Here is a 17,826-nt window from a genome sequence, read left to right on the forward strand (position 1 = left end):
TTGATACCGTAGAGAGACATCACCGGTCCTGCCAAATTGCGGTGGGCGGGACGCAACAGCAGGTTTTACTAGAGACTATGGCAACGCAAACCTATCCCATCGAGATTAAACCCGTATCAGAATCCCGACTTCGGGGACTGGATATCAATAATGTTCCCTTCGGTCGCCTGTTTAGTGACCATATGTTGGTGGCAACCTATGATGAGGGAAGCTGGAACCCGGCGACGATTCTGCCCTATGGCAAGTTGGAGATGTCCCCATCCATTTCCGCCCTGCATTATGGACAAGCGGTGTTTGAGGGGATGAAGGCTTATAAGGGCCCGGCGGGAGAAGCGTTGCTGTTTCGCCCCCAAGCTAACTTTGAGCGCATTAACCGTTCAGCGGCGCGACTTTGTATGCCCCCCATCCCCGAGGAGATTTTCCTGGATGGCCTGCGGGAGTTAGTTCGTCTCGATGCTAATTGGATTCCCACTCGCCCGGGAAGTGCCCTCTATATTCGCCCCATCTATTTCGCCACGGATGAGTCGATTGGTTTGCGTCCCTCTCAAGAGTACATCCTGGCGATTATTTGTTGTCCGGTGGGGGCCTATTATGCTGAACCGGTGAAACTAACGGTGACGCGGGAGTATGTGCGGGCTTTTCCGGGGGGAACTGGGGCCGCCAAGGCGGCGGGGAACTATGCGGCGAGTCTATTGGCCGATCGCCTGGCGAAGCAACAGGGCTATGATAATGTCTTGTGGCTCGATGGGGTGGATCAAACCTATATTGAAGAGTGCGGCACGATGAATGTCTTTTTTGTCATCGATGGGGTGGTGATTACTCCGCCGCTGGGGGGGACGATTTTACCGGGGATTACCCGCGATAGCATTATTACCCTGCTGAAAGAACAGGGCCGCCCTGTGGAGGAACGGCGAATTGCCTTAACGGAGATTTTGGCGGCCCATAAGCAAGGGCGCTTACAGGAAGCCTTTGGGGCGGGAACGGCGGCTACCATTGCCCAGATTGAAACCATCGCCATTGATGGGGTGGAGTTAAATCTGGAGGTGACGGGAGAAGGGCAATATGGGGCCCGACTGTTGAAACATCTCGATGAGATTAAGACGGGGAAACGGGAGGATCATCACGGTTGGATGATGGAAGTTTAGGAGCATGATGAGAGATAAATCCCGTGACAATTGGTTTTCTCGGCTGCTGGATCTGCCGGTTGGGGTTGTTGCGGGGGCGTTGTATCCCCTCAGGGCGATCGCGATCCTGGCCCGGAACAGCAAACTTTGGGGCTATATTGCCTTTCCAATCTTCTTAAATGTCATCATTGGGGTGGGACTTTATATTGGCTTGTTGCGCCCGGGATTGGGGGAAATTCAAGGGATTACGGTGGCGTTGGACGCCCGAATTACCGCTTGGGTGGCAAATTTGCCTCAATGGTTGGCTTGGCTGAGTTGGTTTGGGGACTTGTTGGGGGGCCTGTTGCAGGGCATCCTGGTGGTGGTGTTGTTCCTGGCGACGGGGTTGTTGTTGGTGCAGTTTGGTGCGATTCTCGGTTCTCCTTGGTATGGCCAGTTATCGGAGGAGTTGGAGAAGCTGAAGACGGGAAAAGTCACCACCTATGAACAGGGATTTTGGGTGATTTTTAAGGATATTTGGCGCGCCTTAGCCTTTGAGGTGAAGAAAATTATCTTGGCTGTGGGGTTGGGGATCGTTTTGTTTCTGGCCCATTGGATTCCCGGTTTAGGGACGTTGGTGGCGGGGATAGGTGGGTTGGCGATCGCCGCTTTGATTGTCTGTCTGGATTTTCTGGATGCTCCCCTCGAACGCCGCCGCTTACGCTTTCGCGACAAGCTTAAGATTGCCTTAGGGGGACTTCCGGCGACGGCCACATTTAGCCTGGTGTCCTTGTTTTTGGTGAGTATTCCCTTTGTGAATCTCTTGGCGGTTCCTATTTGTGTGGCGGCGGGGACGCTCTTGTTCTGCGATCGCATCTATCCTAGACGTTTTGCGGATCAGGAGGCGGATACTCCTTCTGGAGAGGAGTTAGAACAGAATAGGCAATAGGCAATAGGGGAGAAGAAGGGAACAGGGAACAGGGAACGGAAGGCAATAGGCAATAGGCAATAGGCAATAGGGGAGAAGAAGGGAACAGGGAACAGGGAACAGGGAACAGGGAACGGAAGGCAATAGGCAATAGGCAATAGGCAATAGGGGGAACCACGGAGGCACTGAGAACACAGAGGGGGAGGAGGAGGAGGGGGGGGGAGGCTTTAAGGGTTGAGTTCTCGCTGACTCCAATGGCCGTTCTCCTGGCGTTGATAGAGGTAGCGGTTTTGGGGGTCACCTCGCAGTTTTAGCCAATCGACACGGATGGGTTCGAGGAGGAGGAGGGTGAATGTCTCTAGGGGGGTGTGGGGATTGGGGGGGGAGACTTGGAAGGCTTCTAGGGGAGCGCGATCGCCCCCAGGTTCGGGCCAGGCGAACCCGCAACGGGCGTTTTCGGAAATGGTTTGCCAGAGGTGCGATCGCAGCTGCTGCAACGCTTCATCCTCACCGGCCTCGCTAACCGCTTGTAAGTGTCCCCCTAGCCGGAACTGTTCCCGAGTTTTGGGGAAGTACCAACAGGCTTCGGCATGGTGATTCTCGCTCATCTCCTGAATCTTGGCACTGCGGCGATCGCTGATAATTTGTAGGCGATCGCCCTCCGCAAACCCCCGAAATACCACCGTTCGATTAGCAGGGGTTCCATCAGAACGAACGGTAGCCAGTTGCAAATAGCGGGCATAGATCAGACTGCGGTTGCGGTGTAATGCACCGGCGAGATGAGTTCTCCAAGGAGCCAAGTCCATACTTTACCGTAAATTTTGGTTAACTTTTTTGGCGAGATGTTCATCATAAACGGTTTTGCTCAATCAGTTCGCTAGAATGCCAACTATCAACCTGTTAACTTGCACGATGGGAACGGCAATGACCAGACTTTCCTTCAGGAACTTTCTGCGTACATCTCCCCATTTTTTAGCCGCTTGGGAGTGAGATAATCTCACCACCGGGCGGCTTTTTAGTTGGCACTCACGGATTGAGAGTGCTAATTTCAGAAACCACGTATCGGCAGTTGAGGTTGTTTAAACAACGAATTGACCGTGAGTTAAACAAGCCGTATTATGAGCTACACCTTTGATATCATCAACATTTTACCAGTCCTGAACTTCTTTGACCATCAGCAACAATTGGAGCAGACTCCCCATCGCAGTCTGGCTTATCTCGGAAGTTACGACTGCACCCTAGATGGCTTCATTCAATCGACGGAACTGGTCCATCACAAACCTGATTGGGATTGGGATGCGGTGGTGTCAGCAATGGTTGAGTTTTGGCTGAGTCAAGAGGAGCGAGTTCGGCATTGGAAAGAGGTATTTCAAGAGTCGAGTGATGGGGACTTAATTGTGGCCCGGGTGGCGAATGTGAAGTCCCTGCGGCGGGAGTTTGAAGCGATGTTGTAGAGGGGAGAAGCAAAAGGGGAACCACGGAGAATACGGAGAGATGGTAGATGGTAGGATGCGTCCCGGCATCAGTTAAGGTATTGATCTAGGCTGATCGATTCAAACTTGCCGGAACGCATCATTTGGGCTTGCCGGAATGCATCATTTGGGCAAGAGGCTGAAACCTCGGTTGGGGGAATCCGTCATAATTAGAGTAGGACGGTCTCAATCACTCATTCTCCCCATCACTATCCATGAAACTGCTTCCCCTCAGCTTAGGTGTTGCCCTCGGCCTCCTTTGGAGTTCCCCCAGCTTGGCTCAATCCCGCGATCAGGTGGTGCGCCTATGCTTGAACGGCTTGCTCCATACTGATATTAGCCATGATGGAACCCCCCGACTCAACTCTCGCCGTACCGTTGTCGATCAGGCCTCGGCCGCTGAGGCTTGCGAAGGGGTGCAAACTCGTATTGAGGCCCGGGAGATTCGTCGTTGTGTCTTGGGGGTGTTGTATACCAATACCGACTCCAGTGGGGGACCACGAGTGACCTCCCAACGCACTGAAATCGAAGCCAGTTCTGCGGCCAGGGCCTGTCGGCTTCCTCAACGAGAAGCCCCAGTGCAAATTCGCTATCGCTATCGTATCCCCTTTCCACGTCCCTATTAAGCCTATAAATTGAGGGTGAAAACCTCGGCAAAACATGGCAGACTAGGAAAAAGACAATGGGGTGGGCGATCGCCGTATGGTGAAGGTTCATACAACCGAAGAACTCATTGACATCCTCGCCGCTGAACATGAGGCTTGCCTGAGGGGAGAACGGCTTAATCTCTCGGCCAACCCCTATATCGGCAATATCGCTGTGGATAGCCTCCTTAAACCTGATGCCATGCAGCGGTTTTCTGCCTATCAGGATTTTAAATCAGCGATTCACAACTATCAGCAAGAACATGGGGTTTCCGGGATTATCTGGCGACAGTTGACCCTGAATGGACAAACCCTGCACTATCCTCAAGTTCATGAGCGGTTAATTGCCCTTGACCGTGATTTAGAAGTTCTCCGCCAAGCTAAACCCCAAATTCTTGAGTTTTGGCAACGAGTCACCCCGGGGATGGATTTATATCTAAGTGTGAATCAGGGGAAAGATTATGAACCCATCACTCTAGCGGATGTGTCGGCCCTGATTCCACGCACCGATTGGGCTAATATCTGGAAATGGCAAAATCAAACCTTTCTCGAAGTTGTCCTACAACTGGGATGGGGACAACCCCATGATGCCAACTATCGCCGGGGTTCCTTGAGTTCCGGGAGTGAGTACATTCATGGGGTTCCGGCTGGCTGTCAACCCATTGGCTAGGACTGTCCTTGCAAGAAGGGAGCCAGTTCTTGGTTTAATTGGCCAGATTTGACAAACTCGGCATAGGTATCGGCTTCAATCGCCAGAAGTTCATCCTTAAGGAGTTGACTGGCATAGTCTTTTAGGTCTGGATCTTCGTTCTGAAGGTGTTGGAGTTGGTGTTGTAACTGGTTGAGTTCTCCTTGAATCAGCGAGGTTTGATAGTTGTAAAACTCTGGGGGTACATCCGATCGCACCTGTTGCTGTTGGAGATGTTGCAAGACGCGCTCTAGGGCAGCACGACGCGCCACAACTTCCGTATACTCCTGTTTACGGGAGTTTTCATCCAGGAGGGAGAGATTCTGAAGCAGGGATTTGGTGGTTAAGCCTTGCACCAGAAGGGTAAATAATACAACCCCGAAAACAATGCCGATGACATCCTCCCGTTCCGGAAGCATCACGGGAACACTTAAAGCCAGGGCGATGGAGACGGAGCCTCGCAGGCCTCCCCACCACAACACCGTTAATTCTGGGAGTTTAATGTCGGATTTGGCAACCCAGTTACTGAAACCGCCGAGGCCGAAAATCCCGATCGCCCGAGTCAGGAGGAGGCCGCCAATGGCAATAGCAATGGGAACGAGGCTCTCTTGTAGGCTATCAAACTGGACGCGATCGCCAATCAGCAAGAAGACAATGGAGTTGACGAAAAAGGCGATAAATCCCCAAAATTCCGTCACTAGCAGCCTTGTGCGGGGATTCATGCCAATGCGAGACCCGAAGTTCCCTAAAATTACCCCCGTCGTCACCACCGCAATCACCCCGGAACCGCCGAGATTTTCAGTAATCACATAGGTTCCATAGGCAGCTACGAGAGTCAGAGACTGTTCCACTAAGGGTAAATCAAACCGTTGAGTGAGGTAGGAAATACCAAAGCCAATTGCACTTCCCACCCCAACCCCAACGCCGACAAATACAGAAAAGTTAGAAATTGTCGCTTGTAGGGAGAACTCCTGACTTCCCGTCGCTAACCCCACCAGAAGTCCAAAGGCGACAACGGCTACCCCATCGTTAAAGAGGCTTTCTCCTTCCATGAGGACGGTGAGTCGTTCGCCAACGCCCAATTCACGAAATAGGGCAATGACGGATACGGGATCTGTGGCTGAAAGACTGGCTCCTACCAGGAGACAGACGGGGAGGGGAATACTGGTGAAGGTGGCCAGCAGCCAGCCCATCCCAAAGATGGAAATCATAACCCCGACAATGGCAAACAGGGTGACGGGGATTAAGTCTTGTTTGAGATGCTTCCAATGGAGGTTCCAACCGGCTTCAAAGAGCAAGGGGGGTAGGAAAATCTCCAAAATGAGTTCCGGCGACAAATTCACCAAACGGACATCTTCAAAGGCGAGGAAGACCCCAACGATGACCAATAATAGGGTATAGGGGATCTGCCGCATCCAGCTCACGGTTCGCGATAGGGTGGCGACGGTAAGGGAGACGGAGAGGACTAAGAGGAATTTCTCTAAGTTATTCTGGATCAGGGCTTCGCCCGCTGTGACGTCGAGAGACATAGGCAGGTCAGATCTCCGAGAGTGAGTTAGCGTCGGCGGGCTTCTAGGTGCTGATAGACCGCGTCGACATCTACATTATGATGCGCCATTGCGACAAGGGTATGGTAGAGCAGGTCGGCCACTTCTGAGGCGATCGCATCTGGGTCGTCATCTTTACAGGCCATCACCACCTCGGCCGCTTCTTCGCCGATTTTCTTCAAAATCTTGTTGTCTCCCCCGGCGAGGAGTTTACAGGTATAGGATTGCTCGCTGGGGTTGTCGCGGCGATCGCAGATGGTGGAAAACAGATGTTGTAGGGGATCAGACATGGGGGAAGGGAACAGGGAACAGGGAACAGGGGGAAGAAGGCAGCAGGCAGTAGGCAGTAGTAGCGGTAGGATGTGTTCCGGCATCAGTAGGGGGTTTGACCTCGGCCCATCGATTCAAAATTGCCGGAACGCATCGCTTAGGCAGTAGGGGGAGACTTACGACCCACTAAAAAAGGGACAGCTTCAGAGCCATCCCTTTTTCAGAATCTGTTGAGGTACAGATGGGTAGATTGCGATGCGGATGGCGAGACTCGAACTCGCAAGGATTGCTCCACACGCCCCTCAAGCGTGCGTGTCTACCAATTCCACCACATCCGCGTGGCGCTTATGCCGTTAACCTTGGTTAACCGCACTATGATAACTTAGCATAACTGTGGACAGTTGCGCCACATCAGATGAAAAATTTTTTTCATCTCCCGCTGCGGTTGTTTTCGTTCCCCGTTGCCCCAGACATTCAAAGATGCAGTTTTCGAAAATTCTCATTGCCAACCGAGGTGAAATCGCCCTCCGTATCCTCCGAACTTGCGAGGAGATGGGCATTGCCACCGTCGCCGTCTACTCCACGGTCGATCGCCATGCGCTCCATGTACAACTGGCTGATGAGGCTGTGTGCATTGGTGAACCGTCGAGTAATAAAAGCTATCTCAATATTCCCAACATCATCTCGGCGGCCTTAACTCGCAATGCTACGGCCATTCATCCCGGTTATGGCTTCCTGGCAGAGAATGCTCGCTTTGCGGAGATTTGCGCTGATCACCAAATCGCTTTTATTGGCCCTTCCCCTGAATCGATGCGACAGATGGGGGATAAGTCCACGGCACGGGAGACGATGAAACAAATCGGAGTTCCCACGGTTCCCGGCAGTGATGGCCTACTTCATGATGAGCAGGAGGCCCTGACTCTGGCTAGCAAGATTGGCTATCCGGTGATGGTGAAGGCGACGGCTGGGGGTGGGGGCCGAGGGATGCGTTTCGTTCGCAATCCGGAGGAGTTACCGAAACTGTTTTTGGCGGCCCAGGGGGAAGCTGAGGCGGCGTTTGGTGATCCGGGAATCTATCTGGAGAAGTTTATTGAACGGCCTCGCCATATTGAGTTTCAGATTCTCGCGGATCAACATGGCAATGTGATTCACTTGGGGGAACGGGATTGTTCGATTCAACGACGACATCAGAAACTCCTGGAAGAAGCCCCCAGTCCCGCTCTGGACCCTAAGTTACGACAACGGATGGGGAAAGCGGCGGTGAAGGTGGCCAAGGCCATTAACTATGTGGGGGCCGGAACGGTGGAGTTCCTCCTGGATGGTTCGGGGAATTTCTATTTTATGGAGATGAACACTCGTATTCAAGTAGAACATCCGGTGACGGAGGCCATTTGTGGGTTGGACTTGATTGCGGCTCAGATTTTGGTGGCTCAAGGGGAAAAATTGCCGGTTAACCAAAATCAGGTGGAGTTACGGGGCCATGCGATCGAATGTCGCATTAACGCTGAAGACCCCGATCGCAATTTCCGACCCCATCCCGGACGGATTAGTGGCTATCTTCCCCCCGGTGGGATTGGGGTTCGGGTGGATTCCCATGTCTATACGGATTATGAGATTCCTCCCTATTATGATTCCCTCATCGGTAAGTTGATTGTCTGGGGCTTAACTCGTGAACAGGCGATCGCCCGCATGAAACGGGCCCTACGGGAATGTGCGGTCACTGGCATCCCCACCACCATCGGCTTCCACCAAAAAATCCTCGATAGCCCCGAGTTCCTCAGTGGCACGGTCTATACCAATTTTGTGGAACAGTTTATGGCTGAAGAAGGCAAGAGGCAATAGGCAAGAGGCAATAGGCAATAGAAAAGACGTAGGGGCGTACCCTTGTGGTCGCCCTAGGCAATAGGCAATAGGCAATAGAAAAACGGCCTTCTTCCCCCTACTGCCTGCTGCCTGCTGCCTACTGCCTTCTTCCCCTATTCCCTCTCAACGCATCATCGTGATTAACCCCTGTTGGCCCAACAACAGTTCTCGGATGAGGCTGAAAATTCCCACCCAGATGATGGGAGCAATGTCAACCCCTCCTAGGGGGGGAATTAGTTTGCGGGTGGGAATTAGGAAGGGTTCTGTGGGAACGCCAATCAGGTTAAAGGGGAATTTGTTGAGTTCGGCTTGGGGATACCAGGTGAGGATGATGCGGAAAATCATTAGAAGGGTCATCACCCCTAGGAGAATCCCAAGGGTCCAACTGGTTAAGGTAAGAGTATTCATCGCTTTGTTTGGGCTGTAATGTTAAGGTTTGTAAATTTAGACTGAGACCATTGTATCTTGATTGCTGGGGTGGCGATCGCCCGGAGAGGAGGACGGCTGGGTGTGCAACAGTCTCTCAGGGGACGGGGAAAAATCTGAGATCGAACTTCCCAATCGGCGCAGAACTGGTTACACTAAGTGAAGCAATATTTCTGATCGTTTCGTTTTAAGGAAGCGAATAATATGACCCCTTCTTTGATGAACTTTTTCTATAGCCTCCTGGCTGGCGCTGTGATTGTTGTAATCCCAGTCGTGGTAGCCTTGATTTTCTTGAGTCAACAAGACAAAGTGTCTCGGTCTTAAATCCTGTCGTTGATGGCGATCGCAGTAGGTGAGTCAGGTCTATCCCGTAAAACCGAGCTTCTTCTTCAGGGACAGTCGTGACCCTGGAGATTCGCCGCAGAAGTCGCTAAGATGGGGACTGAAGTAGGAGAGAGGCTAATGGTAAACATCGGACTGGGCTTAAGCAGCCTGCTGCACGCAATCAACACTCCCCCCGTCCTAGCTCAAGTCGCCTATGGCTTTGGCTGGGGCAGTTTAATGGGCATTGCCCTTGTCCTGTGCGGTGTTGCCCTATATTTGCTACGGACAACCCGACCCAATTTGGCACGGGATCATGATATCTTTTTTGCCGCCGTGGCGTTACTCTGTGGCGGTATTCTCTTTTTCCAAGGCTGGCGACTGGACCCAATTTTGCAATTTGGTCAGTTCCTGATGACCGGGTCTGCCGTCTTCTTTGCTGTCGAAAGTATCCGCATGAGAGGGATTGTCACCCAACAGGCGAAACGAAACACGCCGATTGTGGATGATGAGCGGGATGTGAGTCCTGACTATCAATCCTATGAGTACGAAGCGGAACTCGAAGAACTCGAACCCTACGAACCTAATCCTCCCACTCGTCGCATTCCCGGAAGTCGGGAGGTGCCTCGTCGCTCGCCCCGAGAGGCCTATAGCGATGAGCCGCGCCGTCCCCCCAGCCGTCGTGCGTCCGGGACTCCTCCTAGCGGCCGCCGTCCCCCCAGTGATGGCAACAGTCCCCCCCGTAGGCGTCGGCCGCGTCCTGATGTGAAACGTCGTCAGGTGGACTTGAAATATAGCGATTGGAACGATGATCAGGTCTATGATGCTCCCTATGGGGAAGCCAGTAGCCCCTCTCGTCCCTCCCGTCGTCCCCCTAGCCGCAGTTCAGGACCAGTAGGAGCGGGGACTCCTCCTTCGGGGCGATCGCGCCCCCCTCAAAACCGTCCCCCTCGTCCCAAAAAACAAGTTGAGGCCCGGTTAGACGACAACTACAGTGATTTCTATGCTGATGAGGCCAGCACTGGCCCGGTTACCTCACCAACCGTTGACGATGGCCGGGGACCCGGCAGTGACTATGAGGTGTATGATCGCACCCCCCCACTGCGTAATCAGGGACCGACAGTTCCCCCGGATGATGATCGCTTTCCCGCCGATGAGGACTATGATGATCGCTTTGGTCCTAACCCCTATGACGACGAACTTGAAGACGACAACTCCAATCAGTTTGATCGCTAGGGCGATCGCCCCTGAATTGTAACGGTGGTGAACAGGGGAAATTGGCAATCAAGAGGGCGACGAGGATGGCGAGGGAAACTCCAACCCATCGCCCTGTCCCTGGCTATCAGCTTGGGACTGGGGGGCTGTGCTGGCAGGGGACCGGAACCTCCCGTCGCCCTCGATAGCTATTACCGAGATCAGCAACCGGCCCTGAGTGGTGATGGCCGGTTGCTGGCGTTTGTCTCGGGCCGGGATGGAACTCAGAGTATCTTGTTGTACGACTTACAACGGCAACAATTTATCAACTTGCCCAATCTCAACCGAGATGATGCGATCGCCGAGTCCCCCAGTTTGAGTTATAGCGGCCGCTATCTCGTCTATCTGGCCAGCGATCGCGGTCGCCCGGAAATTGAACTCTACGATCGCATTACCCGCCGCACCCAAGTCCTCAGCAGTGGCTATCGGGGTTGGGTTCGTCATCCCAGGATTAGCCCCGATGGCCGCTATATCGTCTTTCAAACTGGACGCCGGGGACAATGGGACATTGAAATCATTGACCGTGGCCCCAACGTAGAACTCGATCGCCGACAATAATATCTAATACTGAATCATTTTTGGGATTACCTAAAAATAACCTGAGTTCGGGATAAGCTAAACAACTAAAACTCTTGTCCAGTAAAGATTTCAGCCAAGCGGCTCTAGTCGTCATAACGTGCTATAATACGTCTTGCGGCCGTTCCTTGCCTAAAACCCGGTTAGCTGGGGCTTAACATCCCGTGAGGGCAAACTTGCGTAGCAATACAGGCGCGGAAGTGTCGGTAGCAAAGATGTCCCATCTGCGAGAGTCTAGGCAAAGCCACAAAAATGTAACGGGAAGCCTCTGGGTAACCTGTAGAGGTGTCTTCGAAGTCACCTGGGAGTCCGCTAGCCGACAGTTCTGAAATCCCTCCGGGAAATCTCCATCGCGTGATGCGCGGGGAGTAGTCAATATTAACGATTGACTGTTGATCATTGCTGCTAGCTGGTGTACATTTGTTATATGGCTATGACCATGATACTGGCCGAAGCTTAAATGTAACCGAGTCCACAACAGGCATGGGTCATAAGAGAAAGTTTTATTTTTGATTTTATCCGATATTTGGCGCTAATTTTTCACCCGGTCTGCAATGATAGGCTTTTGCGCAATGAAGTATGAGGTATATAATTTTACTTATGAGTACTGCTGCCCATGACATTGTTGCCAAGCTATGGAATCTCTGCAATATTCTCAAAGACGACGGAGTAACCTACCATCAGTATGTGATCGAACTGACGTACCTGCTGTTTCTGAAGATGGCGAAAGAAACTGGCACTGAGCGTCAACTTCCAGAGGGTTATCGCTGGTATGATCTAGAGGGGCAAACAGAGAGTCCGTTGAAATTCTATAAGGAGCTGTTGAGATATTTAGGCAGTTATGGTTCTACGACGGTTAAAGAAATTTTTACGGATGCCCATTCTTCTATTAAAAAAGACACAACGCTTTCCAAGCTAGTCACTGAGATTGACAAGCTTGATTGGTACAATGCCAAGCGAGAGGGACTCGGTGATGTCTACGAAGGGTTGTTAGAGAAAAACGCCAATGAAAAAAAGGCTGGGGCTGGGCAGTACTTTACGCCCCGTCCACTCATTGACAGTATGGTGCGTGTGATGCGTCCTACCCTGGATGATATTATTCAAGACCCTGCTGCGGGTACAGGTGGATTCTTAATTGCTGCCAATCGCTATATCCGAGAACATGGTAATCCGAATAGCTGGACTAAAAAACAAAAGGATAAATATCACGGCAATACCTTTTATGGAATGGAGCATGTCCAAGACACCCATCGTCTGGCATTAATGAATTTGATGCTCCATGGGCTAGATTCTGATCCGCAAGGTGCAGGCATACATTATGGTGATACACTTTCACCGGATGGACAAGCCCTACCGCCAGCGACGCTGATTCTCACTAATCCGCCATTTGGCAGCAAAAAAGGTGGAGGCTTGCCCAACCGTTCAGATTTTGAGTTTCCCACCAGCAATAAACAGTTTTGCTTCTTACAACACATTTACATTGGGATGAAGCCCGGAGGTCGTGCTGCTGCCGTATTTCCTGACAATGTGCTGTTTGAAAGCAACGTGGGACGTCAGATCCGGGCAGCTTTAATGGACAAATGCAATCTGCATACGATTTTGCGTTTACCCTCTGGTATTTTCTATGCTCAAGGCGTTAAGACAAATGTGCTGTTTTTTACCCGTGGGAAGAAGCAAACAGGCAATACGAAAGAAGTGTGGGTATATGACCTGCGTACTAACACTCCCCAGTTTGGACGTCGGACATTGCTGAGGCGTGAACATTTTACTGAGTTTGAAGCCTTCTTTGGTGATGATCCTTTGGGTGGTGATGCTAGTTTGGCACAGCGTACTGAAACTGGAAAGAAAGGACGCTTTAGACGATTTTCCCGTGACTGGATTGCTGAACGTGACGACAATTTAGACATTTCTTGGCTGAAGGATGAACGCGAAGAGGAGAACGCCGACTTAGCTGAACCTCCAATACTTGCCCAGGAAGCAATCAGTGAACTGGAAGCGGCCATAGCGGAGTTACAGGACATTATGCAAGAATTGGGAGAAGAAATCAGTTTTTAGGTACAGAGTGAGAACTATGCAGAGCATCACAATAAAATCCCATATCGGCAGTGATGGTCTTTTGAAGGTTCATTTACGTAACATTAAAGATATGGATATCGAGGTTGTCATTTTTTATCCAATGGCACTGAACCAAGGGGTTGAAGCTAAACCTCTTGCATAGTTTTACGGATGTATTCAAGATGACTCATTATATTTAAATATCCTGAAAATGAACAAGCTGAATGTAAACCCTGAGAATGAAATATATTCTTAATACAAGCTACAAACCTAATACAAACGTCTGCATCATTTATCTAAAAGGCATGAATTTGAACGTAGTGACACATAATACAAAAAAGTTTGGGCGTGCAGATGGGTTGCAAGTTGAAGATTGGGAGGTTGAGGCGTGAGCGTGGAGATACCAGAAGGATGGGCTCGCTGCAAAATTGGCGAAGTTACCCAAATAGTTAGTGGAGGGACTCCTCCATCAAAAGATTTGACTAATTTCACTACTGAAGATGGCATTTCGTGGATCACACCTGCTGACCTAAGTGGCTACAAAGATATATATATCAGCCGTGGTAGAAGAAATCTTTCCGACAAGGGATTTTCTGCTTGCTCAGCTACAAAAATTCCATCAGGTAGTGTACTCTTCTCCAGTCGTGCTCCAGTTGGTTATGTTGCAATCGCTGCCAATGAATTAACCACTAATCAAGGATTTAAGAGCTTTGTATTACCAGAAGGTCTTGATAGTCGATTTGTCTACTTTTATCTAAAGTACATTAAACCTGTTGCTGAATCTATGGCAACTGGTACAACTTTCAAAGAACTTTCAAGTTCGGTTGCAGCTCAGCTACCGTTGGCACTTGCACCACTTAAAGAACAGAAACTGATTGCTGATAAGCTTGATAGATTGCTAGTACGGGTAGATGCGTGTCACGATCGCCTAGAGCGTGTATCGTGCATTCTTAAAGATTTTCGACAAGCTGTTATCGCTGATGCAACATCAGGCAAGTTGACAGAGAACTGGCGGGCTGAACATAGAAATGTAGATTTTAATAGAGAAATTGGAGACGAATTAACTGAGTTTTGCTTTGCAGATGCACGTTGCTTTGGTAATTTTAGGTTTCCCGTAAGTTGGAATGTAGCTCGATTAGGAGAAATTGCAGAAATTGTTGGTGGAATTACCAAAGATTCAAAAAAGCAAGATCCAGCGTATGAAGAGTTGCCTTATTTGAGAGTTGCTAATGTACAACGAGGCTTTTTCGATTTAAGAGAGATAAAAACTATTCGAGTACCCCAGCAGCGCATTGAAGAATTGTTGCTCACTCGAGGAGATATCCTTTTTAACGAAGGAGGTGATATTGATAAGCTTGGTAGAGGATGGGTATGGGACAGTGAAATTGAACGCTGTACATTTCAGAATCACGTATTCAGAGTTCGTCTTAAAAACAAATTTTTTGAACCAAAATTCTTTTCTTGGTATGGAAATTCAAGAGGAGCCGCCTACTTTCTTTCTGTTGGCAAACAGACGACAAATCTAGCTTCAATCAATAAATCTCTTCTCTCTGCATTACCGATAGTTATTCCTCCGGTAGAAGAACAGAGTGAAATTGTTCGCCGTGTAGAGGTATTATTTGGTTACGCTGATCGCATTGACGCTTGTTATCAAAATGCCCTTACACGAGTCGAACAGTTAACACCTATTTTGTTGTCTAAGGCATTTCGTGGTGAGCTAGTGCCACAAGATCCTGATGATGAACCAGCCTCTGTACTGCTAGAGAGAATAAAATCTGAGAAAAGGGGCATGGACTCTAAGCGAAAGACCACACGAACTGTCAGATCTAAAACCAAAGAGAAGTCAACAAACTTTATGCCAAAATCATTAGATGATTGTGTAAAAGCTCTTCGCTCTGCATTTCAAAAATTGGGAGGTCAAACAGATGCTGACAAGCTTTTTGACCAAGCCGGATTCCAAGCAGAAGAAGTTGTGCAGTTTTATGAGGCGTTACGGTTAACTCCTGAAGTGCGCGTTGCTTTCGAGAAATCAACGCAAGAATACTCTGTAGAAACACAAAGCTCAATTGCCAAGGGTGGAAATGATCACTCTTCACAGAAAGGCTCTTTTCGATTGATAGAGCTTTGGTTAGAGGATTTCAAAAATCTGACCGATTATACAGTACGCTTCGATTCCTCTCACAGCATAGATATCGTTCTTGGCTGGAACGGTACTGGAAAATCCAACCTTTTTGAAGCCTTGGTCATTATCTTTCGTGACCTGTATAAATGGTGGGAAAAGAATCAGTGGACAGAAAACCCCATGAAGGGTTATCGACTCCGTTATGTCGTGAACGAAAAAATAATAGAGATTTCTTGGCAACCAGGTGCAATGAAGCGACCTAAGTTGAAGATGGGTACACTTCAAGCAGAAAAAGACGAGCCTGAGCAATTGAAAAGTATTGCCCGCCACAAACTCTTATTACCTCGATTTATATTTGGTTACTATTCAGGACCTACAAATCGCTTAGCTGATCATTTTTTACCAATGAATCAAGCTCACTACAATAGCTTACGAGATGCCAAATCTGATGATCCAGAGACTCTTGCTAACCTTTTGGAGAAGCGCCGCTTTTTCTGTGCTGAAAATCACCATGCTAAATATGTTTTACTAGCCTTTTTTCATAAGGAAGATCTTGCTATCAGACAGTTTCTTGAAGAGAGGCTGCGAATTGTTGGCTTCGAGTCGGCATTGTTCGTTATTCGTAAGCCGCGCTGGGCAAGATCTGGGAAGGCTGCCGAATTCTGGGGTGCGCGTGGTGTTATGCGACGTGTCATGGAGCGACTCCGGCGATTTGCAATTGCCCCAATGGTGGTTAAACAGACTGTGAGAGAGGGTTATCGATCAAGGAGTGAGGAACATTACTACTTCTTTCTGCCCGATTTGCAGAGCTTGCACGCCTTTGCCGCTGAATACCAAGATGCCCGGACATTTTTCCTAGCTCTTGAAAGCATAGATTTTTCTGAATTGATCTATGACCTAAACATTCAGGTGCGTGTAGATGCGACGAAGACAGAGCAAGTGGCAATTACATTTCATGAATTAAGTGAGGGTGAGCAACAATTACTCATGGTATTGGGCTTAATGCGTTTTACAAAATCTCATCAGTCTTTAGTGTTGCTTGACGAACCGGATACGCATCTCAATCCCCATTGGAGCGTAGATTACCTGAAACTCCTCACTCGTGTAATGAGCGAGAATTCGGGTCAGTCGGAAGAACAACAAACAAGCCAAATTCTCATGTCAACTCATGATCCTTTGGTCATAGCAAGTCTCTTGAAGGAGCAAATTCACCTTCTCAAACGGGATTGGCAAACAGGTGCTTGTAAATGGGATCAGCCAACTGTTAATCCGCGCGGACTTGGATTCACTGGTATCCTTACGAGTGAGATGTTTGGGATGCGGAGTGATCTGGATGAGGAAACACTTGCTGACCTAGATACAAAGGTTCGTCTAGTTGCTAAGGAAGATTCTCTAACTCCAGAGGAAGCTATAGAACTTGAAGAAGTCAACAAACGTTTAGAAGATGCCGGATTTCAAAAGGCTTTCAGTGATCCATACTATGCGGCTTTTATACGTGCCTGGAGTCGTAGATACAGTGACTTGATGACTGGTACTCGATTCCTCAGTCCAGAGCAACGAGAAGAGGTTGATCAGATTGCTGGTGAAGTTCTCGAAGAAGTCTTAGCCGAATTGCAGGCAGAGGTCGCTAACTAATGCGTTGGGTTGATATAGACCAATTAGAGCTTCCCGATGGATGGCAGACACGAGCTGATAAAGCCCTTAATGGGCTACGACAAGAAATAGAACGTGCCGAACAAGAAGCTCGCGCCACTGGCGAAGACATTCGTGCCGCAAGAAAGAAGGCGATTTCGAAAGGATTAGATAAGAGTTCACGCAGAAAAATTTGGCGAGAGTTAGCTCCTTGTTTAGCGAAACTCCGTAATAGCAAATGTTGGTACTCAGAGAGTTCAAATCCAGGTTCTAATAAGGACGTTGATCACTTTCGTCCTAAAAATCGAGTGTGTGAAGATCCTCACCACGAAGGCTATTGGTGGCTTGCATTTGATTGGCGCAACTATCGCTACTCTTGTCAATGGTGCAATCAGCGTCGTGTCGATACAGCAAACAGTACAGATGGAGGAAAGTGGGATCACTTTCCAGTTTCTGGAACTTTCAGAGCTAGGCAAGAAGGAGAAAATTTTGAAATGGAAGACGTTGATCTTCTTGATCCAATCGACCCAGAGGACTGGAAGCTACTCACTTTTAGCCCTAATGGTCAGCCTACTCCTGCACAAACTCCGGGTACAAGAGAGCATAAAAGAGCGGAGATTTCTATTCAGATCTATCATCTTAATCACCAAGAATTTGTCCGTGACCGCAAAAGTTTGGCTACAAGAATTCGTTCGTTGATACAAGATATGGAAATTTTATATTCAAAAATAACAGATCGTACAATGAAAAAACTTTATATAGGTAGACTAAAAGAACTCTTACGGCTTATTGATCGAGACTCTGAATATTCGTCAGCAGCCTTAGCTTATGCAAGGTTTGAAGTTTACAAAATGGAACGTGGTCATCAGGTAAAGCGAGAATGGCTCGAAAAAATTTTGAATGACAGACCGAATTAGTTCCCCCA

16 protein-coding genes, 1 tRNA gene and 1 pseudogene are annotated in these 17,826 nt (G+C 49.3%); 13 read left to right on the forward strand and 5 right to left on the reverse strand.

Annotated elements, in window-relative coordinates; all coding sequences use genetic code 11:
* Nucleotides 1–77 precede the first annotated feature (77 nt).
* Nucleotides 78–1,145 (forward strand): branched-chain amino acid aminotransferase, encoded by a 1,068-nt coding sequence (locus tag NEA10_RS14440; RefSeq protein ID WP_252661652.1) that lies wholly within the window; start codon nucleotides 78–80, stop codon nucleotides 1,143–1,145.
* Between the two features lie 4 nt (nucleotides 1,146–1,149).
* Nucleotides 1,150–2,052: an EI24 domain-containing protein gene (locus tag NEA10_RS14445; RefSeq protein ID WP_252661654.1), complete on the forward strand. Its 903-nt coding sequence runs from the start codon at nucleotides 1,150–1,152 to the stop codon at nucleotides 2,050–2,052.
* Between the two features lie 206 nt (nucleotides 2,053–2,258).
* Here the strand turns inward: NEA10_RS14445 and NEA10_RS14450 are convergent, their stop codons facing one another.
* Nucleotides 2,259–2,837, reverse strand: a complete 579-nt coding sequence (locus NEA10_RS14450) for an Npun_F5749 family FMN-dependent PPOX-type flavoprotein (protein WP_252661656.1) — start codon at nucleotides 2,835–2,837, stop codon at nucleotides 2,259–2,261.
* Between the two features lie 312 nt (nucleotides 2,838–3,149).
* Between NEA10_RS14450 and NEA10_RS14455 the strand changes: the two genes are divergently transcribed.
* From NEA10_RS14455 to NEA10_RS14465, 3 genes are all read left to right on the forward strand, one after another.
* Nucleotides 3,150–3,485 carry a hypothetical protein gene (locus tag NEA10_RS14455; protein ID WP_252661658.1) on the forward strand — a complete coding sequence of 112 codons (336 nt, stop codon included), beginning with the start codon at nucleotides 3,150–3,152 and terminating at the stop codon, nucleotides 3,483–3,485.
* Nucleotides 3,486–3,718: 233 nt separating this feature from the next.
* On the forward strand, nucleotides 3,719–4,129 hold the full coding sequence (locus NEA10_RS14460; RefSeq protein ID WP_252661660.1) for a hypothetical protein: 411 nt from the start codon (nucleotides 3,719–3,721) through the stop codon (nucleotides 4,127–4,129).
* Between the two features lie 76 nt (nucleotides 4,130–4,205).
* A complete protein-coding gene (locus NEA10_RS14465; protein ID WP_252661662.1) occupies nucleotides 4,206–4,817 on the forward strand; it encodes a hypothetical protein in 612 nt (203 codons plus the stop codon).
* On the opposite strand, the gene NEA10_RS14470 is transcribed toward NEA10_RS14465, so the two are convergent.
* From NEA10_RS14470 to NEA10_RS14480, 3 genes and pseudogenes are all read right to left on the reverse strand, one after another.
* Complete coding sequence (locus tag NEA10_RS14470) at nucleotides 4,814–6,364, reverse strand: cation:proton antiporter (RefSeq protein WP_252661664.1); 1,551 nt, start codon at nucleotides 6,362–6,364, stop codon at nucleotides 4,814–4,816. The genes NEA10_RS14465 and NEA10_RS14470 overlap by 4 nt on opposite strands.
* Before the next feature lie 26 nt (nucleotides 6,365–6,390).
* Nucleotides 6,391–6,660, reverse strand: a pseudogene (gene hisE, locus NEA10_RS14475) (phosphoribosyl-ATP diphosphatase); the annotation flags it as partial.
* Nucleotides 6,661–6,908: 248 nt separating this feature from the next.
* Nucleotides 6,909–6,990 (reverse strand) — tRNA-Leu (locus tag NEA10_RS14480).
* 142 nt (nucleotides 6,991–7,132) lie between these two features.
* Here NEA10_RS14480 and accC point away from each other — a divergent pair.
* Nucleotides 7,133–8,494, forward strand: coding sequence for an acetyl-CoA carboxylase biotin carboxylase subunit (gene accC, locus NEA10_RS14485; protein ID WP_252661666.1), 1,362 nt, complete (start codon nucleotides 7,133–7,135; stop codon nucleotides 8,492–8,494).
* Nucleotides 8,495–8,638: 144 nt separating this feature from the next.
* On the opposite strand, the gene NEA10_RS14490 is transcribed toward accC, so the two are convergent.
* Nucleotides 8,639–8,923 carry a YggT family protein gene (locus tag NEA10_RS14490; RefSeq protein ID WP_252661668.1) on the reverse strand — a complete coding sequence of 95 codons (285 nt, stop codon included), beginning with the start codon at nucleotides 8,921–8,923 and terminating at the stop codon, nucleotides 8,639–8,641.
* A gap of 222 nt (nucleotides 8,924–9,145) precedes the next feature.
* On the opposite strand from NEA10_RS14490, the gene psbX reads away from it, so the two are divergent.
* The 7 genes from psbX to NEA10_RS14525 all read left to right on the forward strand — a co-directional run bounded on the left by psbX (nucleotide 9,146) and on the right by NEA10_RS14525 (nucleotide 17,818).
* Nucleotides 9,146–9,265 carry a photosystem II reaction center X protein gene (psbX, locus tag NEA10_RS14495; RefSeq protein WP_252661670.1) on the forward strand — a complete coding sequence of 40 codons (120 nt, stop codon included), beginning with the start codon at nucleotides 9,146–9,148 and terminating at the stop codon, nucleotides 9,263–9,265.
* A 138-nt stretch (nucleotides 9,266–9,403) separates the two neighbouring features.
* Nucleotides 9,404–10,498 (forward strand): Ycf66 family protein, encoded by a 1,095-nt coding sequence (locus tag NEA10_RS14500; RefSeq protein WP_252661672.1) that lies wholly within the window; start codon nucleotides 9,404–9,406, stop codon nucleotides 10,496–10,498.
* A gap of 27 nt (nucleotides 10,499–10,525) precedes the next feature.
* Nucleotides 10,526–11,074: a TolB family protein gene (locus NEA10_RS14505; RefSeq protein WP_374111775.1), complete on the forward strand. Its 549-nt coding sequence runs from the start codon at nucleotides 10,526–10,528 to the stop codon at nucleotides 11,072–11,074.
* A 618-nt stretch (nucleotides 11,075–11,692) separates the two neighbouring features.
* Entirely contained in the window at nucleotides 11,693–13,147 is a 1,455-nt protein-coding gene (locus NEA10_RS14510) for a class I SAM-dependent DNA methyltransferase (RefSeq protein ID WP_252661674.1), read from the forward strand.
* A gap of 16 nt (nucleotides 13,148–13,163) precedes the next feature.
* On the forward strand, nucleotides 13,164–13,310 hold the full coding sequence (locus tag NEA10_RS14515; protein WP_252661676.1) for a hypothetical protein: 147 nt from the start codon (nucleotides 13,164–13,166) through the stop codon (nucleotides 13,308–13,310).
* Between the two features lie 225 nt (nucleotides 13,311–13,535).
* Entirely contained in the window at nucleotides 13,536–16,904 is a 3,369-nt protein-coding gene (locus NEA10_RS14520) for a restriction endonuclease subunit S (RefSeq protein WP_252661678.1), read from the forward strand.
* Nucleotides 16,904–17,818, forward strand: coding sequence for an HNH endonuclease family protein (locus NEA10_RS14525; protein ID WP_252661680.1), 915 nt, complete (start codon nucleotides 16,904–16,906; stop codon nucleotides 17,816–17,818). Before NEA10_RS14520 ends, NEA10_RS14525 begins: the two co-directional genes overlap by 1 nt.
* The last annotated feature ends 8 nt before the right edge of the window (nucleotides 17,819–17,826 follow it).

This window comes from Phormidium yuhuli AB48 (genome assembly GCF_023983615.1).
Classification (GTDB): domain Bacteria; phylum Cyanobacteriota; class Cyanobacteriia; order Cyanobacteriales; family Geitlerinemataceae; genus Sodalinema; species Sodalinema yuhuli.